Annotated in this window: 25 protein-coding genes; 23 read left to right on the top strand and 2 right to left on the bottom strand. The window is 31.0% G+C overall.

Annotated features, from left to right (window positions below):
• Positions 1 to 19: 19 nt before the first annotated feature.
• Positions 20 to 292, top strand: a complete 273-nt coding sequence (locus B2694_RS04875) for a hypothetical protein (RefSeq protein WP_346884778.1) — start codon at positions 20 to 22, stop codon at positions 290 to 292.
• An 81-nt stretch (positions 293 to 373) separates the two neighbouring features.
• Here B2694_RS04875 and B2694_RS04870 read toward each other — a convergent pair whose 3' ends face one another.
• Positions 374 to 745, bottom strand: a complete 372-nt coding sequence (locus B2694_RS04870) for a hypothetical protein (RefSeq protein WP_035130245.1) — start codon at positions 743 to 745, stop codon at positions 374 to 376.
• 423 nt (positions 746 to 1,168) lie between these two features.
• Between B2694_RS04870 and B2694_RS04865 the strand changes: the two genes are divergently transcribed.
• Genes B2694_RS04865 through B2694_RS04855 form a run of 3 tightly spaced genes read left to right on the top strand, consistent with a single transcriptional unit; the run spans position 1,169 to position 2,237 of the window.
• Positions 1,169 to 1,531 (top strand): DUF2089 domain-containing protein, encoded by a 363-nt coding sequence (locus tag B2694_RS04865; RefSeq protein WP_346884777.1) that lies wholly within the window; start codon positions 1,169 to 1,171, stop codon positions 1,529 to 1,531.
• A 16-nt stretch (positions 1,532 to 1,547) separates the two neighbouring features.
• Entirely contained in the window at positions 1,548 to 1,940 is a 393-nt protein-coding gene (locus B2694_RS04860; protein ID WP_346884776.1) for an SHOCT-like domain-containing protein, read from the top strand.
• A 27-nt stretch (positions 1,941 to 1,967) separates the two neighbouring features.
• On the top strand, positions 1,968 to 2,237 hold the full coding sequence (locus B2694_RS04855) for a hypothetical protein (protein ID WP_346884775.1): 270 nt from the start codon (positions 1,968 to 1,970) through the stop codon (positions 2,235 to 2,237).
• A gap of 58 nt (positions 2,238 to 2,295) precedes the next feature.
• Here the strand turns inward: B2694_RS04855 and B2694_RS04850 are convergent, their stop codons facing one another.
• Positions 2,296 to 3,414, bottom strand: a complete 1,119-nt coding sequence (locus B2694_RS04850; protein ID WP_346884774.1) for a hypothetical protein — start codon at positions 3,412 to 3,414, stop codon at positions 2,296 to 2,298.
• Between the two features lie 490 nt (positions 3,415 to 3,904).
• On the opposite strand from B2694_RS04850, the gene B2694_RS04845 reads away from it, so the two are divergent.
• The 19 genes from B2694_RS04845 to B2694_RS04755 all read left to right on the top strand — a co-directional run bounded on the left by B2694_RS04845 (position 3,905) and on the right by B2694_RS04755 (position 19,782).
• The gene (locus tag B2694_RS04845) at positions 3,905 to 5,038 is read left to right on the top strand and encodes a 1-propanol dehydrogenase PduQ (protein ID WP_346884773.1); all 1,134 of its coding nucleotides are present in this window, start codon (positions 3,905 to 3,907) and stop codon (positions 5,036 to 5,038) included.
• A 246-nt stretch (positions 5,039 to 5,284) separates the two neighbouring features.
• Positions 5,285 to 5,632, top strand: coding sequence for a BMC domain-containing protein (locus B2694_RS04840; RefSeq protein WP_346884772.1), 348 nt, complete (start codon positions 5,285 to 5,287; stop codon positions 5,630 to 5,632).
• A gap of 8 nt (positions 5,633 to 5,640) precedes the next feature.
• On the top strand, positions 5,641 to 6,072 hold the full coding sequence (locus B2694_RS04835) for a EutP/PduV family microcompartment system protein (protein ID WP_346884771.1): 432 nt from the start codon (positions 5,641 to 5,643) through the stop codon (positions 6,070 to 6,072).
• Between the two features lie 21 nt (positions 6,073 to 6,093).
• Entirely contained in the window at positions 6,094 to 6,666 is a 573-nt protein-coding gene (locus tag B2694_RS04830) for an ANTAR domain-containing response regulator (RefSeq protein WP_035130570.1), read from the top strand.
• Positions 6,659 to 8,083, top strand: coding sequence for a sensor histidine kinase (locus tag B2694_RS04825; RefSeq protein ID WP_346884770.1), 1,425 nt, complete (start codon positions 6,659 to 6,661; stop codon positions 8,081 to 8,083). The genes B2694_RS04830 and B2694_RS04825 overlap by 8 nt, the downstream gene beginning before the upstream one ends.
• A gap of 131 nt (positions 8,084 to 8,214) precedes the next feature.
• Positions 8,215 to 9,648: an ethanolamine ammonia-lyase reactivating factor EutA gene (gene eutA / locus B2694_RS04820; RefSeq protein ID WP_346884769.1), complete on the top strand. Its 1,434-nt coding sequence runs from the start codon at positions 8,215 to 8,217 to the stop codon at positions 9,646 to 9,648.
• A 17-nt stretch (positions 9,649 to 9,665) separates the two neighbouring features.
• The gene (locus B2694_RS04815; protein ID WP_346884768.1) at positions 9,666 to 11,030 is read left to right on the top strand and encodes an ethanolamine ammonia-lyase subunit EutB; all 1,365 of its coding nucleotides are present in this window, start codon (positions 9,666 to 9,668) and stop codon (positions 11,028 to 11,030) included.
• A gap of 13 nt (positions 11,031 to 11,043) precedes the next feature.
• Positions 11,044 to 11,934, top strand: a complete 891-nt coding sequence (eutC, locus tag B2694_RS04810) for an ethanolamine ammonia-lyase subunit EutC (protein WP_035130580.1) — start codon at positions 11,044 to 11,046, stop codon at positions 11,932 to 11,934.
• A 17-nt stretch (positions 11,935 to 11,951) separates the two neighbouring features.
• Positions 11,952 to 12,605 carry an ethanolamine utilization microcompartment protein EutL gene (gene eutL, locus B2694_RS04805; protein ID WP_035130583.1) on the top strand — a complete coding sequence of 218 codons (654 nt, stop codon included), beginning with the start codon at positions 11,952 to 11,954 and terminating at the stop codon, positions 12,603 to 12,605.
• A 15-nt stretch (positions 12,606 to 12,620) separates the two neighbouring features.
• Entirely contained in the window at positions 12,621 to 13,289 is a 669-nt protein-coding gene (locus B2694_RS04800; protein WP_346884767.1) for a BMC domain-containing protein, read from the top strand.
• Positions 13,289 to 14,767, top strand: coding sequence for an acetaldehyde dehydrogenase (acetylating) (locus B2694_RS04795; protein ID WP_346884766.1), 1,479 nt, complete (start codon positions 13,289 to 13,291; stop codon positions 14,765 to 14,767). The genes B2694_RS04800 and B2694_RS04795 overlap by 1 nt, the downstream gene beginning before the upstream one ends.
• Before the next feature lie 49 nt (positions 14,768 to 14,816).
• Positions 14,817 to 15,107 (top strand): ethanolamine utilization microcompartment protein EutM, encoded by a 291-nt coding sequence (gene eutM, locus B2694_RS04790; protein ID WP_035130585.1) that lies wholly within the window; start codon positions 14,817 to 14,819, stop codon positions 15,105 to 15,107.
• A 72-nt stretch (positions 15,108 to 15,179) separates the two neighbouring features.
• Entirely contained in the window at positions 15,180 to 15,959 is a 780-nt protein-coding gene (locus tag B2694_RS04785; protein ID WP_346884765.1) for a cobalamin adenosyltransferase, read from the top strand.
• A gap of 16 nt (positions 15,960 to 15,975) precedes the next feature.
• Positions 15,976 to 16,602, top strand: a complete 627-nt coding sequence (gene eutD, locus B2694_RS04780; RefSeq protein WP_346884764.1) for an ethanolamine utilization phosphate acetyltransferase EutD — start codon at positions 15,976 to 15,978, stop codon at positions 16,600 to 16,602.
• Between the two features lie 22 nt (positions 16,603 to 16,624).
• On the top strand, positions 16,625 to 17,311 hold the full coding sequence (locus B2694_RS04775) for a TIGR02536 family ethanolamine utilization protein (RefSeq protein ID WP_346884763.1): 687 nt from the start codon (positions 16,625 to 16,627) through the stop codon (positions 17,309 to 17,311).
• An 11-nt stretch (positions 17,312 to 17,322) separates the two neighbouring features.
• Complete coding sequence (locus B2694_RS04770; protein WP_346884762.1) at positions 17,323 to 17,595, top strand: EutN/CcmL family microcompartment protein; 273 nt, start codon at positions 17,323 to 17,325, stop codon at positions 17,593 to 17,595.
• A complete protein-coding gene (locus tag B2694_RS04765) occupies positions 17,588 to 18,133 on the top strand; it encodes a BMC domain-containing protein (RefSeq protein ID WP_346884761.1) in 546 nt (181 codons plus the stop codon). Before B2694_RS04770 ends, B2694_RS04765 begins: the two co-directional genes overlap by 8 nt.
• Positions 18,134 to 18,214: 81 nt before the next feature.
• Positions 18,215 to 19,309 (top strand): ethanolamine utilization protein EutH, encoded by a 1,095-nt coding sequence (eutH, locus tag B2694_RS04760; protein WP_346870143.1) that lies wholly within the window; start codon positions 18,215 to 18,217, stop codon positions 19,307 to 19,309.
• A gap of 2 nt (positions 19,310 to 19,311) precedes the next feature.
• On the top strand, positions 19,312 to 19,782 hold the full coding sequence (locus B2694_RS04755) for a cupin domain-containing protein (RefSeq protein WP_035130623.1): 471 nt from the start codon (positions 19,312 to 19,314) through the stop codon (positions 19,780 to 19,782).
• Positions 19,783 to 19,825: the final 43 nt, after the last annotated feature.

Below are 19,825 nucleotides of genomic sequence, written 5' to 3'. Positions count from 1 at the left end.
TAAATATGGAGGGGTTACTATGATAATAGATGCTAGTTTAAGAGATTTAAAAATTAAGGGAAGAAAATTTAGAAATGAAGGAAGAACTGTGGGAATGATACTTAGAAGTAATGGAGATACTTTGCCAATTAGCATTAAACGTTCAGATATGGATAAATTTCTAAAAAGATATGGAGACCATAGTGATGTAACTTTAAGGGTTGATGGAGAAAATATTAATACATCCATAATAGAAGTACAAAGAGATCTATTACTTCATTATGCACATAATGTGCAGTTTAAAGAAATTTAAATTATAGTTTGAAAAATCCCCAGTTAAATTGATAATTCTCAATTTAACTGGGGATTTTTTTATTTTAGTATCATTTATAGACTAAAGTGGTATTCTTGCAAGAACCATATGTTTATTTTTCATATTATATAACTGTTCCTTAGTGATTTCTTGAATAGTTGTAATCTTAGTTACATTGTGGATCATACCAACTCTAATTTTTGCATCTTCTAAGTCTCTTGCTAATAATGTTCCACAGTATCTAGCATCTTCAGTATCCACATTAAATAAGAATACATTTAATTTCTCTATTGGTACAACATCTTTCTTTAAAAATTCATCATCAAATTCAACTTCACTATCAAGAGAGATTAAACCTTCTCTAACTATAAGTTTATCCCACCCTTTATATTCACAAAGTCTACCCCATAGTCCTAAATTCATAATGCTTCTTACAGTAAGTTTTACCATCATAAAAATTCACTCCCTCTCAATTTTAACTCTCATATATTTTAATTATTATTGTACCATTATTTTGAAGATTATTCAATCAATTTACTGAATATTTAAATTATTTATAGTTTGTATACAATATTTATTGATTATACATTAATAAATATATTAAATTTATCAATAATTATGATTACCAATTTAAAAAGATTTATGTTATTAGATCTTTGGATATTTATTCTAAGGTTTGTAATGGATATTTTATAATAAGATTTTTATATATTATCAATAAATGAGTAAAATTAATTATATTAACATTGCAATTAATTATATTAATATAATACTTGTTTAAAATTAATTTCTTGAATAATAATATTAATTATTTTTAATGTATATATTTACAATTAAAAGAATATGCTGTATAATTTTATTTAGGAGGTGGCAAGAATGTATAAGGCATTAACAAGATGTCCTGTTTGTTCGGGAAAATTGAATATAAAAAGGCTACAGTGTGATGAATGTAATACTGTAATTGAAAATAATTTTACTTTTTCAAAGTTTGAGAAGTTAAATCATGACCAATTAAGGTTTGTAGAAACCTTTTTACAATATAGAGGAAATATAAAAGATGTAGAGAAGGCATTAGGAATTTCTTATCCAACAGTAAGGGGTAAGTTAGATGAAATAAATGAAGTATTAGGGCTATCTAGTAAAAAACAGCATGAAATTGATAGAAAACATGTAATTACAAAGTTAGAAAATGGTGAGATAACTTCAGATGAAGCTATCGAACTTTTAAATAAATTATAAATTAGGGGGAGTAATCATGGAAGATAAGTTAAGAATTTTAAAAATGGTAGAGGAAGGAAAGCTTACAGGGGAGCAAGCAAGTAAACTTCTAGAAACCTTAGAAAAGAACGATGGAGATAAAGTAAAATGCGAAGATGATAATGAATTCTTTAAAATACCAAAATCAACTAACGGGACTAGAATGCTTTATATAAGGATTAAATCTCACGATGGAGAAAATGTTAAAGTTACAATACCACTAGAGGTTATAAAAATAATGGCTTCTGCTGGTAGTAATGTAATTGAAAGTATGGACAAATATGATATCAAAATTGATATGATATTAGAAGCTATTGATAAAGGTGTTGTAGGACCAATTGTACAAGTAGATACAGATGAGGGAGATAAAATATTGATAGAAATAGCTTAAAATAATATATTAAGGGGATTTGAGTAAATGATTATCAATATAAAAGAACCAGGGGAAAATAAGAGTAAAAATATATGTATACCAAGGGTTTGTATTTCGCTAGGAATATTTGTACTACCTTTAGCATTAAAATCTATGTATAGGAAAAAAAATAATAGTGAAACCAAGGTAGCAATTAACAATAAAGAAATGAAGAACTTAAAAAAAGCAATTAAGTATCTTAATAAAAATTATAAAGGCTTAGTTCTTGTAGATATAAAAACCAATGAAGGAGAAAGTGTAAAAATAGTTATATAGATAATATATGTATGTATTTTAAAGAGATGATCAGTTTCATTAAAGTCATTATGTAAAACTACATAATGACTTTAATACCTTTAGATTCAGCCTGTTTTATGAAATCCTCTAAATATACAATATAACAATTTTTTAAACTAATAGTTTTCAGTGTAGGTATATCAAAAAGCTTAGAATAATCTGATATGTAAGCGTAGGATAGATTCAAGGTTTTTAGATTATTTATAACTTCTATTCCGTCTACAATTAAAGGACCTTCTAAACATAGAGAGAATTCCTCTACATTAGGAAAATTTTTCAAAGTTGAAAGCTGAAAATCACTGCTAAAGTTAATGGTTAAGTTTTTTACCTTTGGGAATAATGGCAGACTATTTATAGAATCAGTTTTCGGATATATAAGTTTAAAAGTATCTATTTTATCAAATAAGGCTACTTCACTTAAAACATTTAAGTTGCATCTGTGTATACTTAAAGTCTTTAAATTATATAACTTAGTAATAGGTAAATAATCTAAAATTAATCCATCATCATTAATTTCCAAGGTGTTTAAATTTTCAATATTTTCTAAGCCTTTTAGATTAGATACATTTTTGATTTTAAGTTTATTTACATTTGAGAGGTCAGTTTTATTCAAAGAATTTAGAGAATGTATATTCATACCTAGGGCTTTTTTTACAGTAGTATTAAGGTTAGAATCTTTTATAATTCTATTAGAATATATGTAATAATTAATTGAAAAGAAGGTACATATAGATAAAATCACCATAATAATTCTTAGATATTTTTTACTATGGAATTCTTTTATAACTCTATAGATTATAGACATACCTAAAGATAATATAAGAATTATATGACTAGGTATGTATATGTATAATTTAAACAATAAATAATTTAAAATCATGGGAATGGTTATAATATAACTGATAATAATAAAATTAGAAGAGTGAAATTCATTAAAATTAGTAATAGTTATAATTACAGTTATACATAATAATACAATCCATGGCAAAGGAAATTTACCATCTAGGACTAATAGATTTGAAAAGAATAGATTAAATATCATAAAAGCAATGAGAAAACTTATAGAAATAATATACCAAACATTACATTTAGATTCTTTAGGATATAAAGTAATAATATTATTTTTTACATTAGTTTTATAAGAAAAATTTTTCATTCTGTCCTCCTAGTATAAAGGGTTATAATGCTATACAAATATTATATTTTAAAAATAGTTATATGTAAACGTATAATAGACTCGAGAAAATGTAATATTTAACGGCAAATTTAGAGGCTTTTATCATAAAAAATATTTTAAACAGAAAAATTTTTAATATTTATTAATATAAATAAAAATATTGCAGAAAACAGTAGCTTAAGAGATAAATATTATAGTGTAAATATAATATTCAATTAATTAATGAGTTTACATTTTAATTAATTGAATATTTATTGACTTTTATTTTTTAAAATAGTATATTGAAAATATGTACAATGAAGTACTTAAAGAGCAGTGAAGCTCCATAGGATTATTCCTATGGAGCTTTTTGTGGTTGTTTTTAGGGTAAATTTAATAATGAATTTTCTTTTAATAAACTTACTGCATAAATAGTTAATTAATTTTAAAGACTATATTGTAAATAAGATAGTCTTGAAAGGAGTTTAAGATGAACAATTTTAAAATTAAAACTCAGATTTATTTTGGTCAAGGAGCTTTAGAACGGTTAGAGGAAGTAGGAAATAAAAAAGTTTTTGTAGTTACAGATCCTTTCATGGTGAAATCAGGAATGATTAATAACATAACAGAAAAATTAAAAAGTGCTAACATAACTATATTTAGTGATATAGTTCCGGATCCACCTATAGAGCTCATAGTTCAAGGTATAGAAGAGCTTCAGAAAGTTAAGCCAGAAGTGTTGATTGCTCTAGGAGGAGGTTCTTCAATAGATGCAGCTAAAGCAATAATGGATTTTGCGAAGAAAATTACATCTGTTACAGATATGGAATTTATAGCTATCCCAACTACAAGCGGTACAGGTTCTGAGGTTACATCCTTCTCAGTAATAACAGATAAAACTAAGGGAACAAAGTATCCATTAGTTTCAGATGATCTATTACCAGATGTGGCTATATTAGATCCAGAACTAGTGAAAAGTGTACCTGGATCAATTACTGCAGATACAGGTATGGATGTAATAACTCATGCTCTTGAAGCTTATGTATCTACAAATGCTTCTGATTTTTCAGATGCTTTAGCAGAAAAAGCACTTATACTATCCTTTAAATATCTTTTAAGAGCATATAATAATGGTGAAGATATAGAAGCTAGAGAAAAAATGCATAATGCATCATGTCTTGCAGGAATTGCGTTTAATTCAGCTTCTCTTGGATTAAATCATGGGATAGCCCATGTTCTAGGAGGCAAATTCCATGTACCTCATGGAAGAACTAATGCTTTATTATTACCTTATATAGTTGATTTTAATGCTGACATAGTAGGATATGAGAATAATGAGTTTTCTAGAGCTGCTATTAAATATGCTAACATAGCAAAATTATTAGGATTACCTTGTAGTAATGCTAGAGCAGGAGTTAGAAGTCTTGTAAATGAAATTAAAAAATTACAAAAGGAAATGAAGATGCCTACCACTTTAAAAGCTTGTGGTGTATCTATGGAAGAATTAGAAAAGCTTAAAGAAGAAATTGCAAACAGTGCATTATTAGATGCATGTACTGCAACTAACCCTAAAATACCTACTCCTCTTAATGTTATTGAAATTATCGGAAAAATTAAAGAATAACATTAAAAAATGGGTTGACAGTATAAAATTTTGAATATATAATCGAAATATACACAAAGTAGTGTAATGGTTTTAAGCAAAGGGGCTTCTTGAAAATATTATGTTTTCGAGGAGCCTTTATTATTTTTTATAAAATTATAGATTTATTTTAGAATAGTTGTTAAAACACAGGTAATACTAAGACTAATAATTTATATGAAAATATTATTTTAGTGTTGTCTCTAAATGCAAAGGTAAGGTGAGTATATGAGTGACGATAAGCAAAGGATCATACAGGAGTTTGTTCCAGGAAAACAAGTAACCCTTGCACATATAATAGCCAATCCTACAGAAGAGCTTTATAAAAAGCTAGGTCTTGTAGCAAGTACTAGAGATGCTATTGGTATTTTAACTATAACTCCAAGTGAAGGTTCTATAATTGCTGCTGATGTAGCTACAAAAGCTGCTGGAGTTAATCTTGGGTTTGTAGATAGATTTAGTGGTTCACTTGTTATAACAGGAGATATTAGTTCTGTAGAATCAGCATTGAAGGAAGTTACTTCTGTACTTGAAGGATTATTACAATTTACCTCTACAAGAATTACTAGAACCTAGGAGGTAACATGAAAAAAGTAATATTTATAGGAAAGACTGGTAGTGGCAAGACTACTTTGTGTCAAAAGATTCATGATTTAGATTTAGAATATAAGAAGACTCAATCGGTAGAAATTTATGATGAGTCTATAGATACTCCAGGAGAATATCTAGAAAATAGATCTTACTACAAAGCTTTGATAGTAACATCAGCAGATGCAGATGTAATTGCACTAGTATATGATTGTACTTCAGAAGAATCGTACATAGCACCAGGTTTTTGTAGTATGTTTGCTAAAGAATGTATTGGGATAGTGACAAAGATAGACATTGCTCAAAACAAAGATAGAATAAAACATGCTAAGGAAATCTTAGATGAGGCTGGAGTATCTAGAATATTTGAAGTAAATACTTTAGATGGAACTGGCATAGAGGAATTAATTAAATATTTAAGTTCATAATATAGAGGAGAATAATTAAATATGAGTAAAAAAATCATAATAGTCGACGATGAGCCTATTATTAGAATGGATATCAGAGATATCTTAGAAGCGGAGGGTTACAATGTAGTAGCAGAAGCTTCAGATGGGTTTAGTGCTGTAGAACTTTGTAAAGAGCATAAACCTGATTTAGTAATTATGGATATACAGATGCCTATACTTGATGGCATAGGAGCTAGTAAAAGAATTAGACTTGAGCATCTTGCAGGTGGAATACTTTTATTGACAGCCTTTAATGATACTGAATTTATAGAAAAGGCTAAAAGTGTAGGAGCATATGGATATCTGGTGAAACCTTTAGATGAAAAATCATTTATCCCAACAGTGGAAATGTGCTTAGCTAAAGTAGAAGAATTTGAAGAGTTAGAAAATAACCTGGAGAAAGTTACATCAAAGTTAAACGAAAGAAAATTAATAGAAAAAGCAAAAGGTATACTTATGAAAGAATTAAATTCCGATGAAGAAGAAGCTTACAGATACATTAGAAAATTAAGTATGGATAGAAGATGCTCTATGATAGATATTGCAAAAACTTTAATAGTGGCTTATGAATAAGATAAAAGAATTATGTAATATTTATACTAATCTTACTGATGAAGATGTTAATAAAATCATAGAGGTTTCTAGCTCTATTGAGTTAATAGCTAATTTAGAGGAATGCGATGCTTTTATAGATGTGCCATCAAAAAATCCAGAAGAAGCTATAGTGGTTTCAGAAGGAAGAAAAAAAGAATCTATTTATACTAATTCTGTAGTAGGGAAAAAAGCTTTAAGAATTAATGAGCCTGGCGTAATAAGAACTCTAAAAACCGGTGAGGTTTTTAAAGGAGTAAGAGCTTTAACACAAGAAAATAGATTTGTAAGGCAAAAGGTATACCCGATTTATAATAAGGAAAAAATAATAGGAGTAATTATTGTTGAGGATGATATAAGTAATGAAATAAAAGAAGATTTTACTATTCCTAATGATGGCTCCAAAAGCAAAAGACAAAAGACACATCAGCTTATGAACTTGATAAATTCCAATAGATTGATAAATGATAACTTAGAATCTGCTATTTTAGTTTATGATGAAAATGGAATATTAAGAATTAAAAATAGAAAAGCTGATATGATTTACATAGGTAGAGGATATAATGAGCTTGAAGGAATGCATTATGATGACTTGTCCTTAGATAATACCCTATTTACTAATATTAATAAAATCTTAGAGATTACAGAAGATAATAAAGTAATAACAAAGGAAATAAAAGTTGGTAATTTTTATTATGGAATAAAAAGAATACTGATTAAGGAAGAAGACTTGAGAGTTATTGAAATAGTTCAAGATATAACAGATATAAAGAATAAGGAAGCCGAAATAATCTCTAAGTCTGTTGCTATAAGAGAAATTCATCATAGAGTAAAGAATAACCTACAAACTGTAGCTTCACTTTTACGTATTCAAGGGAGAAGATGTGATAGTGAGGAAGCAAAGGTAAGTCTTCAAGAAAGTGTGAATAGGATTCTAGCTATTGCAGCAACTCATGAACTTTTATCCAAGGATATAAGTGATGAGGTAAAGATTATGAAGGTTATAAATGCTATAGTAGATAATGCTAAAAGATGTTTTTTAAATATTCAAAAGGAAATTAACATAGAAGTATCAGGTAATGATTTTTATATTGATACAGATAGAATTACTGCAATATCTCTTATAATTAATGAATTAATACAAAATTGTTATGATCATGCTTTTAATCATAGGGAATGTGGCACTATAAAAATTATTGTTACTGAGCAGGAAGAGTTTAGAGAAATATCAGTAGCTGACGATGGAGTTGGTTTTGATACTTCCATAGATAAATCTTCTAGCTTAGGAATGTCTATAGTAAAAAACTACATATCTGATAAATTAAAAGGTGATATAGATATATTTTCTAATGATGAGGGAACTAGAATTAAATTTAGATTTCCTATAAAACTTGAATAAAATAGAACTACATTGAAGTAGTTTGATTTAAGCAAAGAGGCTTAAAGTTAAAAAAATTAATTTTCATAGTTATTTGAAAGATTAATTTGATAGCTTTAAGCCTTTTTATATTTGTATTTGGAGGTGATTTAATGAGAGAAGAACTTTTAAGTGTTGGAATTGATATTGGAACTAGTACAACTCAACTTGTATTTTCGAAACTAATCATAGAAAACACTGCTTCAAGTTTTTCAGTACCTAGAATATCAATAGTTGATAAAGAAGTAGTTTATAGAAGTGATGTTTATTTTACGCCACTTAAATCTATGACAGAAATTGATGCTGAGAAAGTTAAGGATATAGTATCTTTAGAATATAAAAAATCTGGTATCAATAAGGATGAAATACAAACAGGAGCTGTAATTATAACAGGTGAAACTGCTAGAAAAGAAAATGCCAACGAAGTACTACATACTTTAAGTGGATTTGCAGGAGACTTTGTAGTTGCTACAGCAGGTCCAGATCTCGAAAGTATTATAGCAGCTAAAGGTGCAGGAGCTCACATTTACTCCAGTGAACATTCTACAAGTGTAGTTAATCTAGATATTGGTGGAGGAACTACAAATTTAGCTGTGTTTACTAGAGGAGATTTGAAGGAAACTGGATGTCTAGATATAGGTGGAAGACTTATAAAACTCGATAAAGACACAAATAATATAGTATATATTGCACCTAAAATACAAAATATTATAAATCAAAATAATTTTGATATGAAAGTTGGCTATAAAGCAACTAAAGAAATGTTGATTCCAGTTGTTGATGAAATGGTAAAGCTTTTAGAGGAAAGCGTAGGAATTAGGACTCAAACATCTATCTTTGAAATGATAGTTACTAATAAGTCTATTGCCTTAAATGAGGATATTAAGTGTATATCTTTTTCAGGAGGAGTAGCTGACTATGTATATAATGAATCTCCTATAGAAGATTATTTTAAGTATGGAGATATAGGAATACTTCTTGGAGAAGCTATTAAAAACTCAGACTTATGTAAAAAATTAAAATTGGTGAGATCAATAGAAACTATAAGAGCAACGGTAGTGGGAGCTGGCTCTCACACTATGGATATTAGTGGAAGTACAATTACATATACCCATGACAACTTCCCTATAAAAAATTTACCAATTTTAAAGCTCAGTTTAGAAGATGAGAATAGAGGTTCTGAAATTTTAGAAAAAGCTATATCAGAAAAAATTAATTGGTTTAAATATGAAAATGAACTTCAGAGTATTGCCATAGCCCTACATGGAAAGAAGAATCCTTCTTTTGCAGAAATACAAGACATGGCAAAGGGACTAGTAGGTGGGATGAAAGAACTGATTGATAGAAAGCTTCCACTTATTATAATTGTTGAAAATGATATGGCAAAGGTATTAGGTCAGGCTATTTACTCCCTTTTACATCTTGATAAGGACATAGTTTGTATAGATGGTATCAAGGTTGAAAATGGAGATTATATAGATATAGGAAAACCCGTAGCGGAAGGTAAAGTATTACCTGTAGTTATAAAAACATTAGTATTTAATTAACCGAGAGGAGGATTATCATGATTTTAAAAACTAAATTATTCGGAAAAGTATACCAGTTTAATTCAGTAATGGAAGTTATGGCAAAAGCAAACGAAGAAAAATCAGGAGATAACTTAGCAGGAATAGCTGCACAGTCAGCAGAGGAAAGGGTTGCAGCAAAAGTTGTACTTTCTAACCTTACATTGTCTGATTTAAGAAATAATCCTGCAGTACCTTATGAATTAGATGAGGTTACTAGAATAATACAAGATGACGTAAATGAAAAAATATATTCAGAAGTTAAAAATTGGACTGTAGCAGAATTTAGAGAGTGGCTACTAGATGATAATACTACAGGAGCAGATATAAGAAGAGTTTCAAGAGGAATAACATCAGAAATAGTGGCTGCTGTTGCAAAAATAATGTCTAATATGGATTTAGTATACGCAGCTAAGAAAATAAAAGTTACAGCTCATTGTAATACAACTATAGGAGAACCAGGTACATTATCTGTTAGATTACAACCAAACCATCCAACAGATGATCCAGATGGAATACTTGCATCTTTAATGGAAGGATTAAGCTATGGTATTGGAGACGCAGTGCTTGGATTAAATCCAGTTGATGACTCTGTAGAGAGCGTAACAAAAGTCTTAAAGAGATTTAATGAATTTAAAGAAAAATGGCAAATACCAACTCAAACTTGTGTACTTGCACACGTTACTACACAAATGGAAGCAATTAGAAAAGGTGCGCCAGCGGATCTTATATTCCAATCAATTGCTGGTTCTGAAAAAGGAAATGAAGCATTTGGATTTACTGCTGCAACAATAGAAGAAGCAAGACAACTTGCACTTAAAGAAGGAACTGCTACAGGTCCAAACGTAATGTATTTTGAAACTGGTCAAGGTTCAGAACTTTCTTCAGATGCACACCATGGTGCTGACCAGGTAACAATGGAAGCTAGATGCTATGGATTTGCTAAGAGATTCCAACCATTCCTAGTAAATACAGTTGTTGGATTCATAGGACCTGAGTACCTATATGATGCAAAACAAGTTATAAGAGCTGGTCTTGAAGACCACTTTATGGGTAAACTTTCAGGACTTCCAATGGGATGTGACGCTTGTTACACAAACCATATGAAGGCTGATCAAAATGATATAGAAAACTTAGCGGTATTACTTGCTACAGCAGGATGTACATACTTCATGGGAATTCCTCATGGTGATGACGTAATGCTTAACTATCAAACAACTGGATATCAAGAGACAGCTACATTAAGAGAGTTATTAGGAGTAAAACCTATTAAACCTTTTGAAGAGTGGATGGAAAAAATGGGAATTATAGAAAATGGCAAGTTAACCAGAAGAGCTGGCGACGCTTCAATATTTTTAGGATAAGGGGGGACTACTGATGAACGAACAAGAATTAAAATTAATGGTTGAAAAGTTATTAGGAGAAATGGTAGAAAAATCAGGTAGTACTGACATAGTAAATCAAGTAGCAAATAAAATGAGTGCTGTAATAGGTTCAGTAGATGAAAATGGATGTATTCCAGATATCACAGAAATTGACCTTAAAAAACAACTTTTAGTTGAAAACCCTCATGATAGAGAAGGATACCTAAAAATGAAGGAAAGAACTCCAGCAAGAATAGGTATTGGAAGATCAGGTCCAAGATACAAAACTATAACTCAATTAAGAGTTAGAGCTGACCATGCTGCTGCACAAGACTCTGTGTTCTCTTATGTATCTGAAGATTTTATAAAAGAAAATAATTTAATACCAGTAAATACAATGTGTGTTGATAAAGATCAATATATAACTCGTCCTGATCTTGGAAGAAAATTTGATGAAGAAACTACTAAGTTTATAAAAGATAAGTTTTCAGGTCAAAAGGTATTAGTAGTAGTTGGAGATGGACTTTCTTCTGCAGCTATTGAAGCTAACCTAAAAGATTCAGTTCCTTCAATTAAGCAAGGTTTAAAAATGTATGGAATTGAAATTGGAGATATATTATTCATTAAACATTGTAGAGTTGGAGCTATGGATGCCATTGGTGATGCAACAGGAGCAGAGGTTGTTTGTATGCTAGTAGGTGAAAGACCAGGTCTTGTTACTGCTGAATCAATGAGTGCTTATATAGCTTATAGACCAACAGCTAATATGCCAGAGGCTAACAGAACAGTTATATCAAACATCCATAAAGGTGGTACTACAGCAGTTGAAGCTGGAGCACATATAGCGGAACTTATAAAGACAATGCTTGATAAAAAAGCATCAGGAATAAATTTAAAAATATAATTTAGGAGGAATTTATTGTGATTAATGAAGCATTACGTCCAACCGTATTAAGCGTTAAAATAATTTCAAATGTAAGCCCAGAACTAGTTAAAAAATTAGAATTACAACCTCATCACAAAAGTTTAGGTATCATTACTGCTGATAGTGATGACGTAACTTACACTGCCCTTGATGAAGCTACAAAAGCTGCTGAAGTTGATGTAGTATATGCAAGATCAATGTATGCAGGTGCTGCTAATGCATCTACAAAACTTGCTGGTGAAGTTATTGGAATAATAGCTGGACCAAGTCCAGCAGAAGTAAGAAGTGGTTTAAATGCTACTATAGACTTCATGGAAAATGGATCACACTTTGTAAGTGCTAACGACGATAACTCTATAGCTTACTATGCACATTGTGTTTCAAGAACTGGAACTTATCTTTCAAAAGTAGCAGGAGTTAAAGAAGGAGAAGCAATAGCTTATCTTGTAGCTCCACCACTTGAAGCTATCTACGGATTAGATGCAGCTCTTAAGGCAGCAGATGTTGAAATGAAAGAATTCTTTGGACCTCCAACTGAAACAAACTATGGTGGTGGATTACTTACAGGTAGTCAATCAGCATGTAAGGCAGCATGTGACGCTTTTGCAGAAGCTGTCAAATCAGTTGCTCAACAACCAGTAAACTTTTAGGCGAAGGTTTAGTAAGTGAGTAAAGCATTAGGTCTAGTAGAAGTAAGAGGATACGTTGCAGCAGTAGAAGCTGCAGATTCTGCTCTAAAGGCTGCAAATGTTACTTTGATTGGACTAGAAAAAATAAAAGGTGGAATAACCACTATTAAAATTATTGGAGATGTAGGAGCGGTAAAGGCTGCAGTTGATGCAGCCAGGGCTTCTGTAGAAAGTTTAGGTACTTTTAGAACTGCTCATGTGATACCAAGAGTAGATTCCCAAGTTGAAGATTTATTCTTTGAAGGACATAAAAAATCACAAGAGGTATCTATAGAATCATCCAGTGAAAAAAGGGATACAAAAGATAAGGAAAAAACAGAAACTCCGGTTAAGAAAAAAGAAGAGGCTTTAGTCAAGAAAAAAGTAGAAACTTCTGAAGTGGGAATTGTAGAAAAATTTACAGAAGAAAAATCAGAAGCTAAAGAAGAAAATAAGGAAGTAGAGCCTCAAATAAACAATATAGAAGAAATTAAAAAAAATGATTTCAAACATAATATAGATTATAACTCTATGAAAGTAGAAGAGTTAAGAAGGTTAGTTAGAACTTTAAAAATTCCGAATATGACAAATAAACAAATTAAATTTGCCAAAAAGGATGTGCTTATTAAAACTATACTAGAATATAACAAAGCAGGTGAAAAATAATGGAACTTACAGATAAAGATTTAGCGTCTATACAAGAAGTTAGAAATCTAATTAAAACAGCTAAAGCTGCTCAAGCAAAATTGGCTAAAAAATCTCAAGAAGAGATTGATAGAATAGTTAAGGCTATGGCTGAGGCTGCTGCAGCAAATGCAGAGAAGCTAGCTAAAATGGCAGTTGAAGAAACTGGATTTGGGATATGGCAGGACAAAGTAATTAAAAATATTTTTGGGTCTACATATATCTATGATTATATCAAGGATTTAAAAACTATTGGTATAGTTGCAGAAGATGAAGAGAAAAAAGTTATGGATGTTGCAGTACCTATGGGAGTAATTGCAGGATTAATTCCTTCAACTAATCCAACATCAACAACTATGTATAAAGCTCTTATATCATTAAAATGTGGAAACGCAATAGTATTTTCACCACATCCAAATGCTAAAAAAAGTATATTAGAAACAGTTAGAATTATTAATGAAGCAGCTGTAAAGGCTGGATGCCCAGAAGGAGTTATTGGATGCATTACAATTCCAACCCTTCAAGCTACAGATGAATTAATGAAAAATAAAGATACAGCTATGATACTTGCAACTGGTGGTTCAGCAATGGTTAGAGCAGCGTACTCTTCAGGTACACCGGCCCTCGGAGTTGGTCCAGGAAATGGTCCAGCATTTATCGATAAGAGTGCTGATATTAAAGTTGCGGTTAAGAGAATAATGGATTCTAAAACTTTTGATAATGGAACAATCTGTGCTTCTGAGCAATCAGTAATTATAGAAGAAGCTATTAAAGATAGAGTAGTGACTGAATTCAAAAATCAAGGAGCATATTTCTTAAGCCCAGAAGAAGCAAAACAACTTGGTAAATTTATAATGAGAGCTAATGGAAGTATGAATCCACAAATAGTTGGTAAGAGTGTAGAAACTATTGCAAAACTTGCTAATTTAACTAACGTACCTTCTTCAGCAAGAGTACTTATTGCAGAAGAAACAGAAGTAGGACACAATGTTCCATATTCAAGAGAAAAACTAGCTCCAATTCTAGGATTCTATGTTGAAAAGAGTGTAGATGATATAGAAGCTAAGTGTAGAGAAATACTTATTAATGAAGGCGCTGGTCACACATTCTCAATGCACTGTGAAGACAAGGAACTAGTAAAAAGGTTTGCTCTTAGTATGCCGGTATCAAGAATACCAGTAAACACTCCAAGTACTTTAGGAGGAATAGGTGCTTCTCTAAATATAGTACCTGCTTTAACTTTAGGTTGTGGAGCTATTGGTGGAAGTGCAACATCTGATAATGTAGGACCACTTCACCTTGTAAATATCAAAAAAGTAGCTTATGGAGTTAGAGAAATTGAACATTTTAGAGGTGGAAGTAGCAATTCAGTTAATGAAAATAATAGTTCACTTTCATCTGCAGACACAGAAGAGCTTGTTAATTTACTTGTTAAGAAAATAATAAGTGAATTAAGATAATAAAATAAAATTTCAAAGTATATTGGTTAAATTTAAGGAGGAATTTATAATGGCAAACGCAAATGCATTAGGAATGATTGAAACTAAAGGATTAGTAGCAGCGATAGAAGCTGCAGACGCAATGGTTAAAGCTGCTAACGTACAACTAGTAGGAAAAGAACAAGTTGGTGGAGGTCTTGTAACTGTACTTGTAAGAGGAGATGTTGGAGCTGTTAAAGCTGCTACAGATGCTGGAGCAGCGGCTGCTGAAAGAGTTGGAGAATTAATATCAGTTCACGTAATCCCAAGACCACACTTTGAAGTAGATGCTGTTTTACCAAAAACACAGGAAACAGTTTAATTTAGATTTGTGTAGAGATGTATTGCTAAAATAAGCAATACGTCTCTTACATCTAATGAGGGATGTGAAGATATGTCAGTATTAACTGAAAGTGAAGTTAGAAGACAGTTAAAGGGAACAGACTTTAGGGAATATAACGAATTTAGAGTTCTAAAAGGGCAAATAGTAACTCCATCTGCAAAATCGTTTTTGTCAGAAAATAATATTAAATTGAAGTATGTAGATTCTTTAGAGGAAGTAGTACATGAAGTAAAAAAGGTAAAAGAAGAAGTACCTGTAAAGTTACAAACGAGAGAAGAAAAAAGTAAATATATAACTGTATTTGGTGCTGAATTAATGGAAAAACCTGAGCATATGACACATTTAAATGGAAACTTATTAGTGTTTAAAGATCATAAGATAATAGCGCTGAGAGGAAAGCTAGATTCTCTTGAGTCTAAGATATTGGAAACTCAAGTTATTACTCATAAATTAGGAGCTTCAAAACTAACAGAAGACCTTGAAGAGATATTAAAGTTTGTAAGAGGTCTCCTTAGATGTGAAGTAGTTAATGAACCAGTAGGAGAATTTAAACTTCTTGGTATGACTCCAGAAGAATTGAGAGAAAAATCTAATTATCCAAAGAAATATTATGGGATTGGTCATGAGCCAGTAGCGTTTTCTATGGGTGAGGCTGTTGTGGCATTAAATTCTTGTAGAACAACTATAAGAGAAACTGAACTTTTAGCTTATACCGCATTTAAAGGGGAGTATGGTGATGTTCAAAGGCCGGATATAATAAAGGCATTAAATAGATTATCATCCTTGTTTTGGATAATGATATTTAAATATAGAACTGGAGAATACAGTTAAAGCAGGAGGATGAAATATGAATAATCTTTTAGTAGAAGATATCATAGATGAAGTAATAAAGAGAGTAAAAAAAGAAGCTTTTATAGAAGTTGAAGCTTCAGGAAAACACGTTCACCTATGTGAAGAACATATAAACATATTATTTGGACGTGATTATCAGTTAAATAAGGTTAAAGACTTATCACAACCAGGTCAATATGCATGTAAAGAAAGAGTTACTATAACAGGACCTAAGGGTTCACTAAAAAATGTTGTTGTTCTTGGACCTGCAAGGAAATCTACACAAGTAGAAATTTCATTAACTGATGCAACAGTTCTTGGAATTAAGGCTCCTGTTAAAGAGAGTGGTAAAATAGAAGGTACTCCTGGAATTACAATTTCTACAGAACGAGCTACTCTTACAATAGATAAAGGAGTAATTGTTGCTAAAAGGCACATACACATAACTCCAGAAGATGCAGAGAAGTTTGGTGTGAAAGATAAAGAAATCATTCAAGCAAAGGTTTATGGTAATAGACCCCTAATATTTGATGATGTTGTCATAAGAGTAAGCCCAGACTTTAGAACATATATGCATATAGACTATGATGAGGCTAATGCTTGTGGATTTACGAAGGGAAATCTTTGTAGAATAGTTAAGTAGGCCTCAAAAAGGAGGTATATAAATGAACTATGATAAACTTGTGGACTTAATAGTAAAAGAAGTTTATAAAAAGTTAGAAGAAACAAATGAAAATATTGTAAAACATAAGATAGCTGCAATAATTGGAGATGTAGAGTTGGATCCTATTACTAAATCTAATTTAGATGAAGAATATACTGTGACTTCATATAATGAAGCACAATTAGAAGCTGACATAGCCATAGTTTCTACACTATCTATAAAGTCCATGGCAAATATAGCTACGCTAACTGGTATCAATGAAGAAGAAAACTTTATCATTAATATGCTATTAGCAGGTAAGAAGGTATATGTCCTTGAAAATGGTCTAGAGTATAGAAAGTATAAAAATACTGCTCCAAGAGCACTATATAATAAGTATTTAAGCTTTGAAAGAGAGCTTAAAGTGTATGGAATTGATATAGTTGAGTTTATTGAAAAAGTTGAAGATAAAACCACAAGAAAAGAAGAGTATAAAAAAATTGAAGATACTAGTATATTAGAAACTTCAAATTTTATATCAGAAGAGATGAGCTTCGAAATTAGAAATAAGAAACTTATTAGTGAGATGGATCTTAGGAAGCCATTTATGAATGGAATGAAATCTGTGGTAATAGATAAAAAAAGCATAATCACTCCATTGGCTAACGACTTTATAAGAATTCATAATCTGAAAGTTAAAAGAGTTTAGCGGAGGATAATATGGTTATAGGTAGAGTTGTTGGTAGATTATGGGCAACTAGAAAAGATGAAAAGCTAAATGGTCAAAAGTTTTTAATAGTGAGGATACTAAAAGATATAGATGTAGAAGAAACAGGCTTTTTTGTAGCAGCGGATAGTGTAGGTGCAGGTACTGGAGACAATGTACTTATAACTAGAGGTGGTGCAGCTAGAGTGTCACTAGGAGAAAGAGATGTACCTGTGGATGCAACTATAATAGGAATAATTGATTCAATAGAGGTGGAAAATGAGTAAAAGTATTGGAGCAATTGATTTTAAAAGTATAGCTAAAGGCATTGAAGTTGCAGATGAAATGGTGAAAAAAGCTGATGTTGATGTACTATATCTTAAAACTATATGTCCTGGAAGATTTTTGGTTATATTAACAGGAGATGAAGGTGCTATAAGAACAACCCTTGACCACGGGATTTTCTCTGGTCAGGGGCATATAATAGATAGTTGTATTATAAATAGTGTCCATAATAATATTATACAAGCTTTGAAAAGTAGATTTGTAACTAAGGCTAATGGGGCCATAGGAGTAATGGAGACCAATAGCGTAAGTAGTGGTCTTAAAGCGTTAGATATTGCTCTTAAGGGAGCCAATTTAAATTTAGTAAAACTACAAGTAGCATCTGGAATAAGTGGTAAACTTGTTTATATTATTTCTGGTGGGCTTAGTGATGTAGAGCATGGAATAAATATAGCTAAAGAAGCTATAGAAGAAAAACGAATTGTTCATGTATCAGTAATACCTTCGCCAGATGAACTTATCATTAAGTATTTAACATAAAAGCTTAAACTTTAGTTTACACAGTTAACAGTATAAATAAATTGAATAAATAAAGAATTAACTTATTAAGGAGATGAAACAATGGAAATTAACGACATAATTGTATATATAATGGTTGTATTTATGGCCCTTGGAGCCATAGATAAGTGTTTAGGAAATAAGTTTGGACTTGGAGAAAAGTTCGAAGAAGGTTTCATGGCTATGGGTTCTCTTGCAATTGCAATGATAGGAGTTATCTGTCTTGCACCAGTACTTGCAAATATATTAGAACCAGTAATAGTACCAGTATTTAATTTCTTAGGAGCAGACCCAGGTATGTTCGGAGGTACATTACTTGCGAACGATATGGGAGGAGCTTCACTTTCTCAAGCTCTTGCAGTAGATTCTCAAGCAGGAATGTTTGGTGGATTAATAGTTGGTTCAATGATGGGTGTTACTATAGTATTTACAATTCCAGTTGCCCTTGGAATAATAGAAAAAGAAGATCACAAATTCTTAGCTATGGGAGTATTAGCAGGGGTTATTACAATTCCATTAGGAGCTTTTGTTGGTGGTCTTGTAGCTGGATTCCCAATAATTATGGTGCTAAAAAACTTAATTCCAATAGTAATAATTGCAGCACTTATAGCTTTAGGACTTTGGAAATTTGAAAATGCAATAATTAAAGGATTTACGGTTTTTGGAAAATTTGTAGTTATACTTATAACTTTAGGATTAGCTGCAGCAGTAATTGAAGAATTAACAGGTCTAGTTATAATTCCAGGAATGGCACCAATTTCTGATGGTATTGAAACCGTTGGAGCAATAGCAATAGTTCTTGCTGGAGCATTCCCACTAGTATACGTAATTACGAAAGTATTCCAAAAACCATTAATGGGATTAGGTAAAGTTTTAAAAATGAATGATATAGCAGCAGCTGGTATGGTTGCAACTCTTGCTAATAGTATTCCAATGTTTGGCATGATGAAGGATATGGATAACAGAGGTAAAATAATTAACGTTGCGTTTGCAGTATCAGCAGCCTTTGTATTTGGAGATCACTTAGGATTTACAGCAGGGTTTAATTCAGAAATGATACTACCAATGATAGTAGGTAAATTAGTTGCAGGAATTACAGCAATATTTGTAGCTATATTCATTGCAAACAATGCAACTAAAAATGAGGAGGCTAAATAATGATGGAAAATATAGATAAAAGTTTATTAGAAAAATTAGTTAGACAAATAATTGAAGAAAAACTTACAGGAGCGTCTAATGATTCTGTAGACTTTGTAAGAAATAAAGATGCAAGCGGCATTATATCTGTTAAACTACCAACAGTTAGAGTAGATGAGTCAAATAGACTTGATACTGGAAATAGCAGTGATATAGTATATACAAAAGATTTATTCACTCTTGAAGAAAGTAAGAGATTAGGTTGTGGAATAATGGAAATGAAAGAAACAACCTTCGATTGGACTTTAAACTATGATGAAATAGATTATGTTATAGAAGGACATCTAGACATAGTAATAGATGGAAGACTTGTATCAGCAGATGCTGGAGAATTAATTTTAATACCAAAAGGAAGCACAATTAAATTCTCAGTTCCAAACTATGCTAGATTCATATATGTAACATATCCAGCAGATTGGGCAACCCAAAACTAATAAATTAATTAACATACCAATATGGGGCTGTCGCACTAAGAAA

Source organism: Clostridium sp. UBA4395 (assembly GCF_002390995.1).
Taxonomy (GTDB): domain Bacteria; phylum Bacillota; class Clostridia; order Clostridiales; family Clostridiaceae; genus Clostridium_J; species Clostridium_J sulfidigenes.
The sequence above is the reverse complement of the archived record's forward strand: the minus strand, read 5'-3'. Positions and strand labels throughout refer to the sequence as shown.